This is a genomic window from Enterococcus silesiacus, from assembly GCF_001886225.1.
GTDB lineage: Bacteria > Bacillota > Bacilli > Lactobacillales > Enterococcaceae > Enterococcus_L > Enterococcus_L silesiacus.
Window position 1 is genome coordinate 25011 of sequence record NZ_JXLC01000028.1, and the last position, 14307, is coordinate 39317.

Sequence of the window (14307 nt, forward strand, 5' to 3'; positions counted from 1 at the left end):
TTGAACTAAAGAGCAATGTCAACCAAAAGAAGTAATGGAAATTTCAATTGTCCAACTATTTGTATTTATGTTACTAGTAGGGAGTAATAACAAGCGAAATACCGCCCTTTCCTGTACAATATAAAGGAAGCAATATTCTGTTTCTTTTCTAAAAAAAAGATGAAACAGTTATCTTTTGTACAGGAGGGATTTTTTGTTCGATTTAGAAAAAGTTCACTCATTGAATGAACTGGAAATGCTAGTTTATCAATATATCTTAGAGCATATGAGTAGAATTCCTAAACTAACGATTCGTCAACTTTCTGCTGAATGTCACGTGTCCACATCAACGATTTTGCGTTTTTGTTCTAAAATGGGGTTTGACGGTTTTTCAGAATTAAAATATGTCTTAAAAAAGGAAGAAAAACTGCAAGAACAATCGTTTGAACAATATTCTGATGCTACGATTCACGTAGATTCTTTTTTAAAGCGGATCAACCAGCAAACTTATTATGAAACTCTGAAACCTGCAATTACGATGATTGCCTTGGCCCGTCACATTGTTTTTTCGGGTATCGGTACGAGTGGCATTTTAGGTACTTATGGTAGCCGCTATTTTGCAAATATGGGCATCAATGCTTACAGTATTGGTGATCCATTCACACCGATCCCCCAAAGAGGCTTTGAAAATACCTTAGCGATTATTCTTTCTGTTTCAGGAGAAACGACTGAAGTAATCAAGCAAGTTACTGATTTTAAAAGATCTAGTGCTAAGATTTTGAGTATTACCAATGATGAACATTCCACTATTTCCCGTTTAGCGGACTACAATATTTCATATTATATGCCGGATGAACGCTCTGTTTACGCTGATCCTTCTATCAATATCACCACACAAATTCCCGTAATTGCATTGATCGAGTTACTTGCTCATCAAGCAAGTAACGAGTTTGCAGAAAAGAATCCACTAAAAGATGATGCTCAATAAACACAATCAATAAACTATTTCTTATGCTGAAACTTTGACAAAATATGTGGGCGTTGCTATTGTTTGTATAAAGGTCTGTCGTATTTTCTAGACAAAAGACCTCGACGAAAGGCTGTGACTGTTAATGCCATTTACCATCGAACATTTGGACAACGAAGTAATCACTGGAAAACAGTACAAATTTGCTATTCCTAAAACACCAGAAGATTTTACTGAGGTGAATAATCAAAAGCTAGAAATATTACCTACCGAATTAAACAGTGTACGGGTAATCATTATCAATAACCCTGACGAAAGTAATGGAACTTATAAATATCTGATCGAAAATAGCGAAGGTAATCGGACCTTTGAAATATCGGCTGGTGATTATGCCGTTTTCACGGGTCCTTGGGAAACGTTAGCTGATATCGATCACTTTATCGGTGCCTGTTATGGTGAGCTTTATCAATCTGATGAATACGGAATCGGCGGAACAAATAACATTCAACTAATCGATTTTGAACATGGTAAAATCACAATCAAACTACCAGCAGTTAGTAAATAAAACGGCAATTTAGAAGGAAATCGTGTAGCGATTTTCTTCTATTTTTTTATCTGATTTGTTTTTTTACTTGGTACATGTTTCTCAACAAGCTCAAGCTCTAGGAATTGGTCTAAAATTCTTTTATAGTAAATATGTAAACGCATTCAAAGTTTTCGAATCAGAGCGGCCGCTCTATTGAAATACTACTACATGCACTTATTTTCCGTTACTTTAGTTAGCCAAAGGAGAGGTTTAGAATGAATGAATGGATCAATGAAAAAGTTCTACCACCCGTGTTAAAATTCGTTAATACTAAAGCGATTACAGCGTTGAGAAATGGTATGTTGTATACGATGCCATTTACGATCGTCGGTTCTATTTTCTTATTACTAGCTAATTTTCCACTTAAATCTTTTGCAAACTGGGTTACTGATAGTGGCCTTGCAGTTTACTTCAATCAAGCATACGGTGCCTCTTTTGCCATCATGTCTATTTTTGCCGTAATCGGAATCGCCTATTCTTATGTAAAAACAGAAGGCTTTGAAGGTCTACCTGCTGGAATGATCTCCCTTGTTGTCTTTATCTTATTTATGTCTTCTGAAATCACCGATGTAGACAGCGGTGTAACAATTGGCAACATCATCAACAAAGACTGGACTGCTGGTAAAGGAATGATCACAGCGATCATCGTTGGTCTGATTGTTGGTTGGGTGTACAGTTGGTTCTTACGTCATGATATTCGGATTAAATTACCTGAAGCAGTTCCTGAAAATGTCGCAAACTCATTTACTGCATTAATTCCGGCTGCGGCTTTGATCACTGGTGCAATGTTTGTTTATATTTTCTTTGACAAAGTCTTTAAAACAACTTTTTTTGATTTTATTTACGAAGTGTTGCAATCTCCACTTCAAGGGGTTACTGATTCACTAGGTGGTGCATTAGTTCTTGGATTCTTAGTTCCATTATTTTGGTTCTTCGGCGTGCACGGTTCAACGATTGTCGGCGGAATTATGGGTCCGATTTTACAAGCGAACTCTTTGGAAAACACCGATATTTTAAAATCTGGTAAAGAATTAACCGTTGCAAACGGTGGTCATATCGTGACACAACAATTTTTAGATCAATTTTTAACTGTAACTGGTGCTGGTATGACACTTGGATTAGTGGTTTATATGGTATTCTTTGCAAAATCAGCCCAATTCAAACAACTAGGGCGTTTGTCAATTGGACCTGCCGTGTTCAATATCAATGAACCAATCACATTTGCTACACCGATCGTAATGAATCCGATCATGGCAATTCCGTTCATTTTAACGCCTGTCGTGTCATCTGTTATTACTTACTTTGCTCTATATACAGGTTTAGTCCCATTATTTACAGCGGTTCAAGTGCCTTGGACAACGCCTCCGATCATTTCTGGATTATTAGTTGGTGGCTGGCAAGCGGCCTTACTACAAGTGTTTGTCTTAACGTTAGGATTCTTTATTTACTTACCATTTGCTAGAAAAATGGATGCAATCAACTATGCGCAAGAAACAAATCAACCTATTACAGAAGAAGTATTAGAAGAAATTGAAGCAGAAGCTTAAAAACCATTTCTAAACTGACTTAAACATCTCTGCACAGCTGATCCGTTCAAATGCTTCCTCCCATCTGTGTAGCGATTTTATTATTCAAAAGTACAGTAAATGAACAAAATTAAAGGAGAAGATTACATGTCAATTTTAAGAGAAAATTTCCTTTGGGGCGGCGCAGTTGCCGCTCATCAATTAGAAGGTGGTTGGAATCAAGGTGGTAAAGGTATTAGCGTTGCTGATGTTATGACCGTTGGCGCTCATGGTGTGGCTAGACGAATTACAGACGGCGTGTTAAAAGGCGAAAACTACCCCAATCATGATGCCATCGATTTTTATCATCATTATAAAGAAGATGTAAAATTATTCGCAGACCTTGGGCTAAATTGTTTCCGGACATCGATTGCTTGGACGCGGATTTTCCCCAATGGAGACGAAGCAGAACCAAATGAAGCAGGCTTGCAGTTCTATGATGATTTGTTCGACGAATGTTTAAAATATGGAATTGAACCTGTGATTACTTTGTCTCATTTTGAAATGCCGTATCATTTAGTCACTGAATATGGTGGCTGGCGTAATCGTAAAATGATCGATTTCTTTGCGAAGTTTGCTCGTGTTTGTTTTGAACGTTATAAAGATAAAGTGACTTATTGGATGACCTTCAATGAAATCAATAATCAAGCGAATTACGCTGAAGACTTTGCCCCTTTTACCAACTCTGGTATTAAGTACCAAGAAGGTGAAGATCGCGAAAAAATTATGTATCAAGCGGCTCACTATGAGTTAGTAGCCAGTGCGCAAGCTGTTAAAATTGGTCACGCAATCAATCCTGATTTCCAAATTGGTTGTATGATCGCGATGTGTCCAATTTATCCCTATTCCTGTGATCCGAAAGATATGATGATGTCAGTCAGTGCGATGCAAAAACGGTACTGGTTTACCGATGTTCATGTTCGCGGTCATTATCCTAGCTTTATGGAAAACTATTTGGCTCGTAAAGGCTTTGATTTAGATATTACGGAACAAGATTTGACTGATTTAACGCATGGCTGCGTGGATTATATTGGCTTTAGCTACTATATGTCGTTTGCGATTAAAGATCATGAAAAAGGCCCTGCTTTTGATTATGATGAGTCGCAAGATTTAGTTAAGAATCCTTATGTAGAAGCTTCTGATTGGGGTTGGCAAATCGATCCGTTAGGCTTGCGTTATGCCATGAACTGGTTTAATGAGCGCTATGAATTGCCGTTGTTTATTGTGGAAAATGGCTTTGGTGCGATCGATGAAATCGAACCAGATGGCACGATTAATGACCAATATCGCATCGATTATTTGAAAGCTCATATTGAGATGATGAAAGAAGCAGTTGAGTTTGATGGCATTCCATTGATTGGGTATACGCCTTGGGGCTTTATTGACTTGGTTTCTGCGGGAACTGGTGAGATGAAGAAACGGTATGGTTTTATCTTTGTGGATAAGGATAATGAAGGGCAAGGGACGTTGAAGCGTTCTAAGAAGAAGTCGTTTGATTGGTATCAGCAAGTGATTAAGAGTAATGGTGAAGAGTTGTAAGAGGTTTAGATATAAAAGTAAGGGAAACTAAATTGCATAAACACAATTTAATTTCCCCTTACTTTTTTTACTATACAAGCAAATTATTGAGTATCAGAAAAAATAGTCAAAAGTTTCCTATGCTCCTCCGAATAAATCAATCCCCATATTTCTAACTTCTTGACATTCTTCGTCTGTCAAAAACCACCATGACATTTTTTCATGTCCAACTGTACCTAACCACATTTTATGATCCTGGAAAAATGTAATATCTTCTGGCAAATTCGGACCTTGCCAATCTCCAATTGATTTTGAATAGTTTAAAAGAATGGATAGTGAATCTGAATTGAATACAAAGCGATATACTTCCACTACTTTTTCACGATCAATTACCATTGAAGTTGCCCAACTATTTGTTTCAATTTTAGTAACTAAAAATGAATCTAAATCACTAATTAATTCATATGCTTTTTTATCATATGAATAGGTGTTATCTCCTTTAAAATCAATATCATGACGAATACAAAATTCAAAAAATGTACACCCTTGTTTTAAAGCTAAGTTAGCAATATCTTGATATTGCTGACTGTGTATATCCTCTGAATAATAATATTTGTTCCTATTTGTTTGAAGCCACACCATAAAATGAATGCCCTCCAGACCTATTCCAAGTATGATAATGTGCGAAATTACCGGCTCCATGCGCCCTATCTGCTATTGGCGGTTGGAACTTGCCACCTCTTAGCCCACCAGCTAAACGAGCTACATTGTAGGCTCCTGTAGAGGTTGTTGACCATAAATCTCCACGTAGCTTCATGTAATTTACAGCTGTATTTAAGTTCATACCAGAATAAACTACGATTCCTACTCGCCCAGTTCTCACTGCTCTATAATGATCATAAAACTGTCTGTAATTTGCATTTCGAGAAAAAATAGTTAATGCAATTCCTAGTAATCCTCCTACAACTGCTGCAAAAAATAGTCTGATTAATTCTCGTGCAACTGGTATCGCAATCCTAATTCCTGGCCCTAGTGCAAAACCCGAGGCTACACCATCTTCTGGTAATATTTCCCTTTGTTCGAGTGTATTTTCATCAGTAACAACTATGGCAGTATCCGCAAATTGTTCTTCTGTTGTAATATGTGTACTTTCATCTTCCATTATGTTTTTAGTAGGCAATTCAATTTTTTGAAGTTCTTCTTCTGAGTACTTTCCTTGTTCGATTTCTTCCAATAATTTTTTTTCTTCTTCAATTGCTTTTTCTAGCCTTTCTTTCTGTTCCAATGTACCAAAATAGAGACTATAATTATTTGTTTCCTCTTCATTTTTCTCAGATACTTTCATACCATTAGAGTTTATAGAGTCTTCTTGAAATTCTTGTACAATCTCAATTTCTCTTGTTTCGTCGTCAATCTGCGTTTTCGCTTTAATAATTAACTCGCTTTCTTCTAAATCAATCTCAACATTTTCAAATGTTGTGGCCTCATTACTTGATTTTTCTAGTTCTGTCAAAATCTTTTTCTCTGTTGTACTAATGGGATCATTTGTAATCGCATATGCTGTATTACTTATACATCCACAGCTTAAAATCATTAACAAACTTACGACAATTTTCTTCATTCTCCATCTCCTTAATGCTTATTTATTAATAACTTCAATAGATTTCAGGTATTCTTTTAAATCATTGAAGGTTATCTCAAACTTCAAATCTTTTTGTAGTTTAGTAGCTAGTAGACCTGTAGCAATAGCAGCTGAGTAAGTAGTCCCTTCTACCTCTGAATATTCATTTTTCCCATAGCTTGGCGCTACTATTTTAGTTCCTGGAAAATAATAATTTGCTTTGTTTGAAGAATTCATAGAAGATTTTTTAAAATTACTGTCTAGAGCTCCTACAAAAATGACGTTTTCTATATTTGGTATATCTCGTTTGGTAGTATCGAAATTCCCATTTGAAATAACAAACAAAATATTTTTTTTCTGTCCTTCTTTAATTACTTCCAAAAGTTCTTCAGAAAATTTGTTGAATGCGATACTGATATTTATAATTTCTACTTGATTTTCGAGACACCACTCAATTGCTTTCAGTAAATCATTAGGTTTTGCAATACCAGCAGATAGAATACCAGCATTATATACATCTAAATATTTAGGATCTGCAAGCCCATATTTAAAACCATTATAACTACTTTGACTGATAACACCTAGAACAGATGTTGCGTGTATGGTGTCTTCTTTTTTATTCATAGGAACTATAGTCTTTTTAATAATGGAATTCATCTTAGAAAACGCTATATGATTGTCAGCTAATTCTCCATCAATAATTCCTATCTTAACCATTCTATTTTTCAATTGCTCTGAGTTTGAATGCTTTTTTGAGAATATTTGATAGTCAAACTTAGTCAATGATGATTCTTCACTTTTCCTACTATACTGATAAAGAAAACCAATGATAAAAATACTTACAAGAACATAGAACACATTTTTTAACTTCATTTCCAGATAATTCACCACCTATCTAATCTTTTTTAAGATATGTTTCTTTACAAATTGAGTCACAAAACAGTCTAAATTGTCAGAATTTTCTTATTCATTAAAATTCATCATATAATATACTTTATAATATGTAAAGATTAATTTCATTTAGTATAGCTTCATACTTTTTTGTTTCAAAAATAATTGTGGCACAGACAAATAGGCGACATCTACCTATTTCAACGAAATTTGTCTTCGTATTCAACTCATTTCTTTCTAACTTTATCTGCTTTCACGCAATCCACTCCTTAATTTAAAAATTAAAAGATCGAGTTTAGCCTATTTTCCCCGAGAGGACCGCTCTTAAAGCTAGCTTTTTCATCAAACCAGCAAATGGCCTTTCAAATAACTTTTTCGTCTGAGAATCAGCTCGTTCAAACGCAACAACAGCACTATGAATATTCGCTACATCACGATTTAATGTATGTATAAAAAATCAATTAGTTTTCTCCTTTGTTCGTATTGATTATTCATGTTAAGTTCTTTATACTTATTGGTATAGGATAGAAACGAAAAAAGCTTTACGATCTAAGAAAAGTTCATAAAGCTACACATCACATATAAATAACCATTGGCACCTCAAGTATCTGGCGGGAACCTTATACTTGAAGTCCTTGTAAAGTCAGCATCCACTGCCCAAACAAGTCGCCAATAGTCGCTAGCATTACAACTAGCTTCTTTCATTGTACAAAAATCAAGTGTCATTGACCGCTTCTTTTTTGTCGTGTTTTATTTGATAAGAAGTTAAACTGTAAAGTTAGTTCATACTATTGATGAACAGGTATTGGGAAATTCTTCCGATATCTTTTTTTGTTTCTATCCTATTATGTAACAACGACCTGATAGAAAATAAAAAACGGCACCTCACGTTTTGGCGGGAACCAAAATCATGAGGCCCTGTAAAGACAGCATCCACTGCCAATACAAGTTGCCGATAGCCGATACCAAAGTACCAGCATATTTTATTGTACCCAATTTCAGTGCAGATTTCTACCTTATGTGAGAAATTTTTTTGGATTGTGTCGACAAATTTGCTGTGGTTGTGTCTATTGAAAACGATGAGGCGTGGGTCTGATCGTTTTTTATTTGCCTATCTAGTTGGACTTTCAATCAAATTTAGACTAGGAGAATGTAGACATGGGAAAATCACAGGAATCAAAAACAATCGCTTATCAGGATATTTTGGAGATAAAAGCTTATTTACGTGAACTGGAAATGTGGCACAAAGTACTACATTTTATGCCTCACTTTCTTGATGCTAAAATAAGGAGAACTCCGCAAGAGGTGAAAGCTTGTGCTGAAATGTTTGAAGTGGTTTATCAAAATTTTGATACATTAATAACCGAAGCAGATAAATATTTGAATAAATTTGCAAGCGGAAAATAACGAATGATTTATAGAAATAGAAAAAGTCGAAGAAACATTTCTCTCCGACTTTTTTAACTATCACTAAATAAACATCCCCGTAATCGAGTGACTATGTTTTATGCCTTCCAGTTTCCCTTCAAAAACAATTTTCCCACCTTGATTCCCGCCATTACGATCCAATCTCCTTGCTTGATCAAATCAACATGATGCTCGATCACAATAACTGTATTCCTTTGATCTACCAAGTGATTCATGATTTCCGTCAAGTGCTCGATATCAGATAAATGCAGCCCCGTTGATGGTTCATCTAACACATAAATACTGCCTTTTTTATAAAACTCACTGGCTAATTTCATTCGTTGACATTCCCCACCAGATAAGGTGTTCATCGGTTGCCCTAAGGTTAAATAGCTTAATCCGACTTGTTCCATCGCTTGGATTTTTTTCAAAACTGCTGGCTCTTTGAAGAATTCCAATGCACCCAACGCTAATACTTTTTGGACCAAAGAACAACTTCTTGAAGTTCCTCGAGACCCCAAGAGCAACTATCGAATGTTTGATGAATATGCCTTACAGCAATTATTATTTATCCGTTTGATTCGAGCCTCTACTTGGTCATTAAATGAAGTCCGGGAAATATTGAGTCAATTTCAAGCAGACTCGCCTAAGCGAATGATTGAATTAGCTGAGCAATCATTACGTATTTTGAATGAACTTCTTAAACGTCAAATGATTGCCAACAAGTATATTTATGCGCTGATTCAATTTTTACAGCCAGATTTTTTTGAAGATTTTCCTAGCACTGATTTTTATTGAAATACAACAAAGAGCTAGGAACAATCACCCTCACCAAACAGAATGAAAATAAAGCGATCGACCTACATGCTATTTCCTGTCATATAAGAGATGACAGAAGTAGCTTGTAGATCGATCACTTATTGAGACTCTTCTCCCAGTAACCTTGAGGTGCAAACTAGATTATTTTACTTATTTGCTCATGCAATTACTCGTCGTACGAAAAGAACTACACTACCCATTCGGTCATAGAACCTGCTTATAAAAATAAATCGTTTCTATAAGTAGAATAGTCTCTTCTGTACTTTTCTCCAAGGCTATCCAAGATTCTGAGTAAAAAAGTGTTAGAACTTCAGTTATAACACTCGAAAAAAACAAGCTAAGGAAGAGAATATAGTCTTCACTTTCTAATTGGCTGTTTATCTATTTTTATGTTTCCACTGTTCATAGAAAGTAGCTAAACGCTTGATATGAAGAGGAATACGCTCAGGCGAAGCTTCTAAAAAAGTCAATGCATTATTTTCTGCAGCAATCATTCGTTGGTCAACAGAAATCATAATTTTTTCCATTTCTTGTTCTAGTGTGTGAAGATTATCTGCAAACCCTAAATGTTCTGCAACGGCTTCTGGATTATTAGGAAACTGTCCTTCTAGCTCTTTTTTTAATTCTTCACGAACATGAGGATAGTATTGTGCGGGAATCATTTCTATGTTTATTTTAGGTCGTTTTTCAGTCATGAGGTACCTCTTTTGATGTTTCTGAGGAGAGGGGTGGTACTAGGTGAAGGTCAGGTTTCTTTGCAGGTTGTTCAAGACCCGACCACTTCTCCACTAATTTCTGTGTGTCTTGAATGGTTTCAAGCATACGAGCCATTATTTCACTGGTATTTTTTTCAACAGTCTCATGGATTTGTTGCTGCTTAGCTACAGCTTCCTCGCCTATTTTTCGGATAAGCTCTTTTTGTCGTTCCTTTTCATGTTCAAGTTCTTTTTCGTCCATAAAAACACCTCTTTTTTTAATTGTTTAGTCAACATGATAAAAAATTATACCAAGTTCCAAAAGCCCAGAAGCTTTCAGCAGTCGAAAAAAAATTCAATTGCTCTACCTCTATATTGAAGCAGAAACCTTGATTTAATAAGATTTCTATTTTTGTCGAATGCTTTCTTTGGCTTGATTTGCCCCATGTGCCTTTCAATTAGCTGGATAGCTCACTGGAAAGCCCTCTTCATCTATATTGATTGAATTTTTGAGGCCTGCTGTTTTATTGCTTCTTTTACTTTTTTTCCAGCTTGTCCTTTTAGAGAGCTGCCTAAATTACTTGATAAACTCTCTAAAGAACTTTTCAATTCATTTATGTACGTGTCAGTAATTGATTTTACTTCTTTTTCTCTTGATGTGTGTTCCATGAGCGCGGCAGTCCCTACGAAAGAACGAATATTATTTTTTTGTCTCGCTTTTCTAAGCTCCTTTAGTCCAGCTTCATCAAGAATTTCATCTGTGAATAGCTCTGCCATATCTTCTAAAATCCTCCTTTTAATTTTCTAAATTACGTAATTCTTTTCTATAGTTCTCTTCTAACTCTTCCATCTCGTTCATTATTTTTTTTCTTTCTTGATGGAATCGATCCTCTAACTCCAATGATTCATTTTGGAAATGATGATACGCTTCAGATATGGCTTCACGACCATAAGGGAGTTTTCCTGCCCAATACTCAGTTTCTTTGACATAGTCATCTATTTCTTGAAATATTTTTCTTTTGTTCCAAGCTAACTGATTTTCTTTTTCCTCACATATACGCACTTCTTTCATATACTCTAGCTTTAGTTCTTCTTCTTTATCCATTCTTAACGCATTCCTTTACAGTTATTCTGGTTGAAATTGTTTCGCTAATTGTTGATCAACAGACAACAGTTTTTCAATACTTCCATGAATTTCTGTTTTGAGCGTATCACAACTGCTTGCAATCTCTTTGTATTCAGCAATTTTCGATTCATTTCTCTCTTTAGGTTGATCGGAAATGATCGATTTACTGACACCTATAGATTCGAGTGCGTCTAGTACTTCTGGTTCGCTTAAATCATGACCTAATGTTCTTCCTGCTTCTAATGATTTTTGCCAAGATTGTTCTGCTTTTTCTGTTTGCCGACGAAGGAAACTTTCTGCCTCCAAAAACGTCGCATTGACCGTACTCATTTGCGCATTTAACACAAGAAGTGCTTCAACGCTGTCTAAGAAAATAGCTTCATTAGCTGATAAACCGCCACCACTTTTCTTTAACTTATTTCGCAAGAACTTCATCCACGCTTGTGTGCTACTAAGAACACCTAGTAACTGCTGTTTATCATTCTCAGCTCTTTTTTTAATCGCTTTTACATTGAACTCATTGTCAGGAATTAACAATCGCCCCGTTTTTTTATCAAATTCCCACATAGCAAGACTATGGTAAGCACCACCAAATCGATCCGCCATTTTTTTGTCTTTTTCCATATCAATAATAATTGCAAACTCTCGACCGGTCACTCGAAGTCCTCCGATAGCATCGTTCCTATTTCGATAGTTATAAAACATGCCTGGATTGTCTTTTGCCCATTTTTTTCCATCTTTTGACATCATACTTCCTGCATAAGGACCATTGAATCCTACATTCATCCACTTATTTTCTGCGGCAATGTAAAAAGCTAAACTTTCTCCTAAAGAATGCCCTGTCGTTGTGATTGTCGCAAAAGGATACCGATTTCTAATAGAGTCTGCGAATTGCTGGGCTGTGACAGATTGGGCGTCCACCATTTCGGGTGCTCCAAACCAATCAAACGATTTCAGTTTCTCACTTCCTGCACCAACTGTTTGTATATCTGTCGCTATATCTAAATCATCCGCTTGATTTGTTCCTGCATAGGCAATCACTACTTTTGAGGTGTCTGCTTTTCCGTTAACTATTGGGGCAACGGCCATTGCTTGCATTCCGTTTTTTGTGTTATCTTCTACTCTTAATACTTCATAATCGGCTGACAATTTTGGGTTACTTAAAGTATCTCCTTTTGCCCATGGATGATCATTTTTTTTGTTATCAACATCATAAACTTCATCTGCCAATATCTTATAATCTTGATCACTAATCATATTAATTCTCCTTTAAGATATCAATATCATTTAATGTTTTATTTCTATTCTCTAATTTTTCTAACTTAAAAGTAGCAGGATTTATTCTTGTACCTATAGAATCAACATTTACTTTATCTATTCTTTCTAAAGAAAATGTTATTAAATTATCCTGATTGACTTTAGCAGAAACATGCCAAGATCCAGTTTCTGTATTGTACTTAAATTCAGAAAATTTTATTGACTTTACATCTGAATAATTCTGCACAACAAATAATGCTATATTTTTTTTCGCTTGTAATATCTGTTCTTCTTTGACTTTTTCTTCTGCTTTTTTTTCCATATACAATTTCCCTCCAAATCCTATTCCTAATACAATTAAAATGACAAAAATAAATACTACTACTTTGTTTTTTTTAATCATTTATTTTTCTCCAATCTACAGCAGCAACCCTATCTGGTAAAAGCCACTTCATCTCTCTAAATTTCTTATAGACCGCGACCAATCACAGAAAAACTATTTTGATTTGCTTCTTCCACATTGTTTGCAACTTCGTTCAATCATTTGTTGATCTGTTCTAATAATTCAGAAAACTCGCTTACTTTTGGTTTAAAAGTAGTGAATTGATCGTTAAAGCTGTTAAACTCACTAGCTTTCCAGTTGCCTTGAATCGTATCTTTTTCAGATTGTATTTTTTGTAGAATATCCCGAACTTCTTGTGAATCATCTTTCATTTTATCACAATAAGCTGTTTATTTTTATCAAAATATTAAAAAAAGACCTATATTTCTGATAGAAAACAAGACTTTTGACGGATTCATTTGTCATTCATAACCAGACTATGGTAAGCACCATCAATTCGATCAGCCATCTTTCCATCTTTTTCCATCTCAATAATAATGGCAAACTCTCGACCGGTCACTCGAAGTCCTCCGACAGCATCGTTCCTATTGCGATAATTATAAAACATACCTGGGTTGTCTTTTGCCCATTTTTTCCATCCTTTGACATCATGCTTCCAGCATAAGGACCATTGAACCCTACATTCATCCACTTATTTTCTGCGGCAATGTAAAAAGCTAAACTTTCCCCTAAAGAATGTCCTGTCGTTGTAATTGTCGCAAAAGGATACTGATTTCTAATAGAGTCTGCGAATTGCTGGGCTGTGACAGATTGGGCGTCCACCGTTTCGGGTACCTCAAATCAATCAAATGATTTAAGTTTATCGCATCCTGCACCAACTGTCTGTATATCTGTTGCTATATCTAAATCATCCTATTTAGAGTTATATTTCTAAGGAGTTATCATAACTCTTGATTCAACACTTCATCTTGAATCATTCCACTAGCTTTCATAAACATATATGTCACAACTGGACCGACAAAGGTAAAACCCTGTTTTTTCATATCTTTCGCGACATTTTTAGATAACGGGGTAACATTTGGAACCTCATACGCTTCTTCATACACATTCAAACACGGAACACCACCAACAAAATCCCACATATACTCAGCAAAACTGCCGTATTCTTGTTGCACTGCTAAAATCGCTTGGGCATTTTGGATCGTGGCGTTGATTTTTCTTTGGTTGCGAATCATTTCAGGATCTTGCATGATTTTTTCCACATCGTCTGGCATCATCCCTGCAACTTTTTGAATCTCCATATTATGGAAGTTTCTCAAAAAAACCTCTAATTTACCAGCGGCCGCTTTCCAACTTAATCCAGCCTGAAAAGTTCCTACAGTCAGTAAAATAAAAAGTAAACGATCATCATGTGTGGGTTTGCCCCATTGGTTGTGGTACCAGTCGAATTTTGACTGTTGCTTTTTTTTCATCTTTTTCTCCTATGAATCTCTATTTCTTTTATAATAGCATAACGAGTTCGTTATATCTCAA

Annotated in this window: 19 protein-coding genes; 6 read left to right on the forward strand and 13 right to left on the reverse strand. The window is 35.6% G+C overall.

Going from position 1 to position 14307, the window contains the following annotated elements; genetic code table 11:
- Positions 1 to 193 precede the first annotated feature (193 nt).
- The 4 genes from RV15_RS15545 to RV15_RS15560 all read left to right on the forward strand — a co-directional run bounded on the left by RV15_RS15545 (position 194) and on the right by RV15_RS15560 (position 4636).
- Positions 194 to 967, forward strand: coding sequence for a MurR/RpiR family transcriptional regulator (locus tag RV15_RS15545; protein ID WP_071878926.1), 774 nt, complete (start codon positions 194 to 196; stop codon positions 965 to 967).
- Between the two features lie 124 nt (positions 968 to 1091).
- Positions 1092 to 1511 (forward strand): effector binding domain-containing protein, encoded by a 420-nt coding sequence (locus RV15_RS15550; RefSeq protein ID WP_071878927.1) that lies wholly within the window; start codon positions 1092 to 1094, stop codon positions 1509 to 1511.
- Between the two features lie 236 nt (positions 1512 to 1747).
- The gene (locus RV15_RS15555) at positions 1748 to 3079 is read left to right on the forward strand and encodes a PTS sugar transporter subunit IIC (protein WP_071878928.1); all 1332 of its coding nucleotides are present in this window, start codon (positions 1748 to 1750) and stop codon (positions 3077 to 3079) included.
- Between the two features lie 126 nt (positions 3080 to 3205).
- Positions 3206 to 4636 (forward strand): 6-phospho-beta-glucosidase, encoded by a 1431-nt coding sequence (locus RV15_RS15560; protein ID WP_071878929.1) that lies wholly within the window; start codon positions 3206 to 3208, stop codon positions 4634 to 4636.
- Positions 4637 to 4753: 117 nt separating this feature from the next.
- Here RV15_RS15560 and RV15_RS15565 read toward each other — a convergent pair whose 3' ends face one another.
- From RV15_RS15565 to RV15_RS15575, 3 genes are read right to left on the reverse strand one after another with little or no spacing between them, the layout of a single operon-like run.
- Positions 4754 to 5257: a hypothetical protein gene (locus RV15_RS15565; protein ID WP_071878930.1), complete on the reverse strand. Its 504-nt coding sequence runs from the start codon at positions 5255 to 5257 to the stop codon at positions 4754 to 4756.
- Positions 5235 to 6236 (reverse strand): hypothetical protein, encoded by a 1002-nt coding sequence (locus RV15_RS15570; RefSeq protein ID WP_071878931.1) that lies wholly within the window; start codon positions 6234 to 6236, stop codon positions 5235 to 5237. The genes RV15_RS15565 and RV15_RS15570 overlap by 23 nt, the downstream gene beginning before the upstream one ends.
- Before the next feature lie 18 nt (positions 6237 to 6254).
- Positions 6255 to 7109 (reverse strand): S8 family peptidase, encoded by an 855-nt coding sequence (locus tag RV15_RS15575; RefSeq protein WP_083429218.1) that lies wholly within the window; start codon positions 7107 to 7109, stop codon positions 6255 to 6257.
- A gap of 1176 nt (positions 7110 to 8285) precedes the next feature.
- On the opposite strand from RV15_RS15575, the gene RV15_RS15580 reads away from it, so the two are divergent.
- Complete coding sequence (locus RV15_RS15580) at positions 8286 to 8534, forward strand: hypothetical protein (protein ID WP_071878932.1); 249 nt, start codon at positions 8286 to 8288, stop codon at positions 8532 to 8534.
- Positions 8535 to 8632: 98 nt separating this feature from the next.
- On the opposite strand, the gene RV15_RS15585 is transcribed toward RV15_RS15580, so the two are convergent.
- Positions 8633 to 9022, reverse strand: coding sequence for an ATP-binding cassette domain-containing protein (locus RV15_RS15585; RefSeq protein WP_245791397.1), 390 nt, complete (start codon positions 9020 to 9022; stop codon positions 8633 to 8635).
- Between the two features lie 46 nt (positions 9023 to 9068).
- Here RV15_RS15585 and RV15_RS15590 point away from each other — a divergent pair, with 46 nt between their 5' ends.
- A complete protein-coding gene (locus tag RV15_RS15590) occupies positions 9069 to 9332 on the forward strand; it encodes a MerR family transcriptional regulator (RefSeq protein ID WP_245791398.1) in 264 nt (87 codons plus the stop codon).
- Positions 9333 to 9730: 398 nt separating this feature from the next.
- Here RV15_RS15590 and RV15_RS15595 read toward each other — a convergent pair whose 3' ends face one another.
- The 9 genes from RV15_RS15595 to RV15_RS15635 all read right to left on the reverse strand — a co-directional run bounded on the left by RV15_RS15595 (position 9731) and on the right by RV15_RS15635 (position 14246).
- The gene (locus RV15_RS15595) at positions 9731 to 10048 is read right to left on the reverse strand and encodes a hypothetical protein (protein WP_071878935.1); all 318 of its coding nucleotides are present in this window, start codon (positions 10046 to 10048) and stop codon (positions 9731 to 9733) included.
- On the reverse strand, positions 10041 to 10310 hold the full coding sequence (locus RV15_RS15600; RefSeq protein ID WP_071878936.1) for a hypothetical protein: 270 nt from the start codon (positions 10308 to 10310) through the stop codon (positions 10041 to 10043). The genes RV15_RS15595 and RV15_RS15600 overlap by 8 nt, the downstream gene beginning before the upstream one ends.
- 230 nt (positions 10311 to 10540) lie before the next feature.
- Positions 10541 to 10825, reverse strand: a complete 285-nt coding sequence (locus RV15_RS15605; protein WP_071878937.1) for a hypothetical protein — start codon at positions 10823 to 10825, stop codon at positions 10541 to 10543.
- A 19-nt stretch (positions 10826 to 10844) separates the two neighbouring features.
- Complete coding sequence (locus RV15_RS15610) at positions 10845 to 11153, reverse strand: hypothetical protein (protein ID WP_071878938.1); 309 nt, start codon at positions 11151 to 11153, stop codon at positions 10845 to 10847.
- Between the two features lie 21 nt (positions 11154 to 11174).
- The gene (locus RV15_RS15615; protein ID WP_071878939.1) at positions 11175 to 12431 is read right to left on the reverse strand and encodes a hypothetical protein; all 1257 of its coding nucleotides are present in this window, start codon (positions 12429 to 12431) and stop codon (positions 11175 to 11177) included.
- A 1-nt stretch (position 12432) separates the two neighbouring features.
- On the reverse strand, positions 12433 to 12834 hold the full coding sequence (locus RV15_RS15620) for a hypothetical protein (protein WP_071878940.1): 402 nt from the start codon (positions 12832 to 12834) through the stop codon (positions 12433 to 12435).
- A gap of 137 nt (positions 12835 to 12971) precedes the next feature.
- Entirely contained in the window at positions 12972 to 13145 is a 174-nt protein-coding gene (locus RV15_RS15625) for a WXG100 family type VII secretion target (protein WP_071878941.1), read from the reverse strand.
- Positions 13146 to 13329: 184 nt separating this feature from the next.
- Positions 13330 to 13596 (reverse strand): alpha/beta hydrolase family protein, encoded by a 267-nt coding sequence (locus tag RV15_RS15630; RefSeq protein WP_071878942.1) that lies wholly within the window; start codon positions 13594 to 13596, stop codon positions 13330 to 13332.
- A gap of 119 nt (positions 13597 to 13715) precedes the next feature.
- Positions 13716 to 14246 carry a DNA-3-methyladenine glycosylase I gene (locus RV15_RS15635; RefSeq protein ID WP_071878943.1) on the reverse strand — a complete coding sequence of 177 codons (531 nt, stop codon included), beginning with the start codon at positions 14244 to 14246 and terminating at the stop codon, positions 13716 to 13718.
- Positions 14247 to 14307: the final 61 nt, after the last annotated feature.

What these genes read in the sequence shown, in the direction of transcription:
- RV15_RS15560 (WP_071878929.1), top strand. Translation starts at nt 3,206, where the DNA reads ATGTCAATTTTAAGAGAAAATTTCCTTTGGGGCGGCGCAGTTGCCGCT.
- RV15_RS15570 (WP_071878931.1), bottom strand. Translation starts at nt 6,236, where the DNA reads ATGAAGAAAATTGTCGTAAGTTTGTTAATGATTTTAAGCTGTGGATGT.
- RV15_RS15595 (WP_071878935.1), bottom strand. Translation starts at nt 10,048, where the DNA reads ATGACTGAAAAACGACCTAAAATAAACATAGAAATGATTCCCGCACAA.
- RV15_RS15555 (WP_071878928.1), top strand. Translation starts at nt 1,748, where the DNA reads ATGAATGAATGGATCAATGAAAAAGTTCTACCACCCGTGTTAAAATTC.
- RV15_RS15550 (WP_071878927.1), top strand. Translation starts at nt 1,092, where the DNA reads ATGCCATTTACCATCGAACATTTGGACAACGAAGTAATCACTGGAAAA.
- RV15_RS15600 (WP_071878936.1), bottom strand. Translation starts at nt 10,310, where the DNA reads ATGGACGAAAAAGAACTTGAACATGAAAAGGAACGACAAAAAGAGCTT.
- RV15_RS15635 (WP_071878943.1), bottom strand. Translation starts at nt 14,246, where the DNA reads ATGAAAAAAAAGCAACAGTCAAAATTCGACTGGTACCACAACCAATGG.
- RV15_RS15620 (WP_071878940.1), bottom strand. Translation starts at nt 12,834, where the DNA reads ATGATTAAAAAAAACAAAGTAGTAGTATTTATTTTTGTCATTTTAATT.
- RV15_RS15615 (WP_071878939.1), bottom strand. Translation starts at nt 12,431, where the DNA reads ATGATTAGTGATCAAGATTATAAGATATTGGCAGATGAAGTTTATGAT.
- RV15_RS15625 (WP_071878941.1), bottom strand. Translation starts at nt 13,145, where the DNA reads ATGAAAGATGATTCACAAGAAGTTCGGGATATTCTACAAAAAATACAA.
- RV15_RS15575 (WP_083429218.1), bottom strand. Translation starts at nt 7,109, where the DNA reads ATGAAGTTAAAAAATGTGTTCTATGTTCTTGTAAGTATTTTTATCATT.
- RV15_RS15610 (WP_071878938.1), bottom strand. Translation starts at nt 11,153, where the DNA reads ATGGATAAAGAAGAAGAACTAAAGCTAGAGTATATGAAAGAAGTGCGT.
- RV15_RS15580 (WP_071878932.1), top strand. Translation starts at nt 8,286, where the DNA reads ATGGGAAAATCACAGGAATCAAAAACAATCGCTTATCAGGATATTTTG.
- RV15_RS15590 (WP_245791398.1), top strand. Translation starts at nt 9,069, where the DNA reads ATGTTTGATGAATATGCCTTACAGCAATTATTATTTATCCGTTTGATT.
- RV15_RS15565 (WP_071878930.1), bottom strand. Translation starts at nt 5,257, where the DNA reads ATGGTGTGGCTTCAAACAAATAGGAACAAATATTATTATTCAGAGGAT.
- RV15_RS15605 (WP_071878937.1), bottom strand. Translation starts at nt 10,825, where the DNA reads ATGGCAGAGCTATTCACAGATGAAATTCTTGATGAAGCTGGACTAAAG.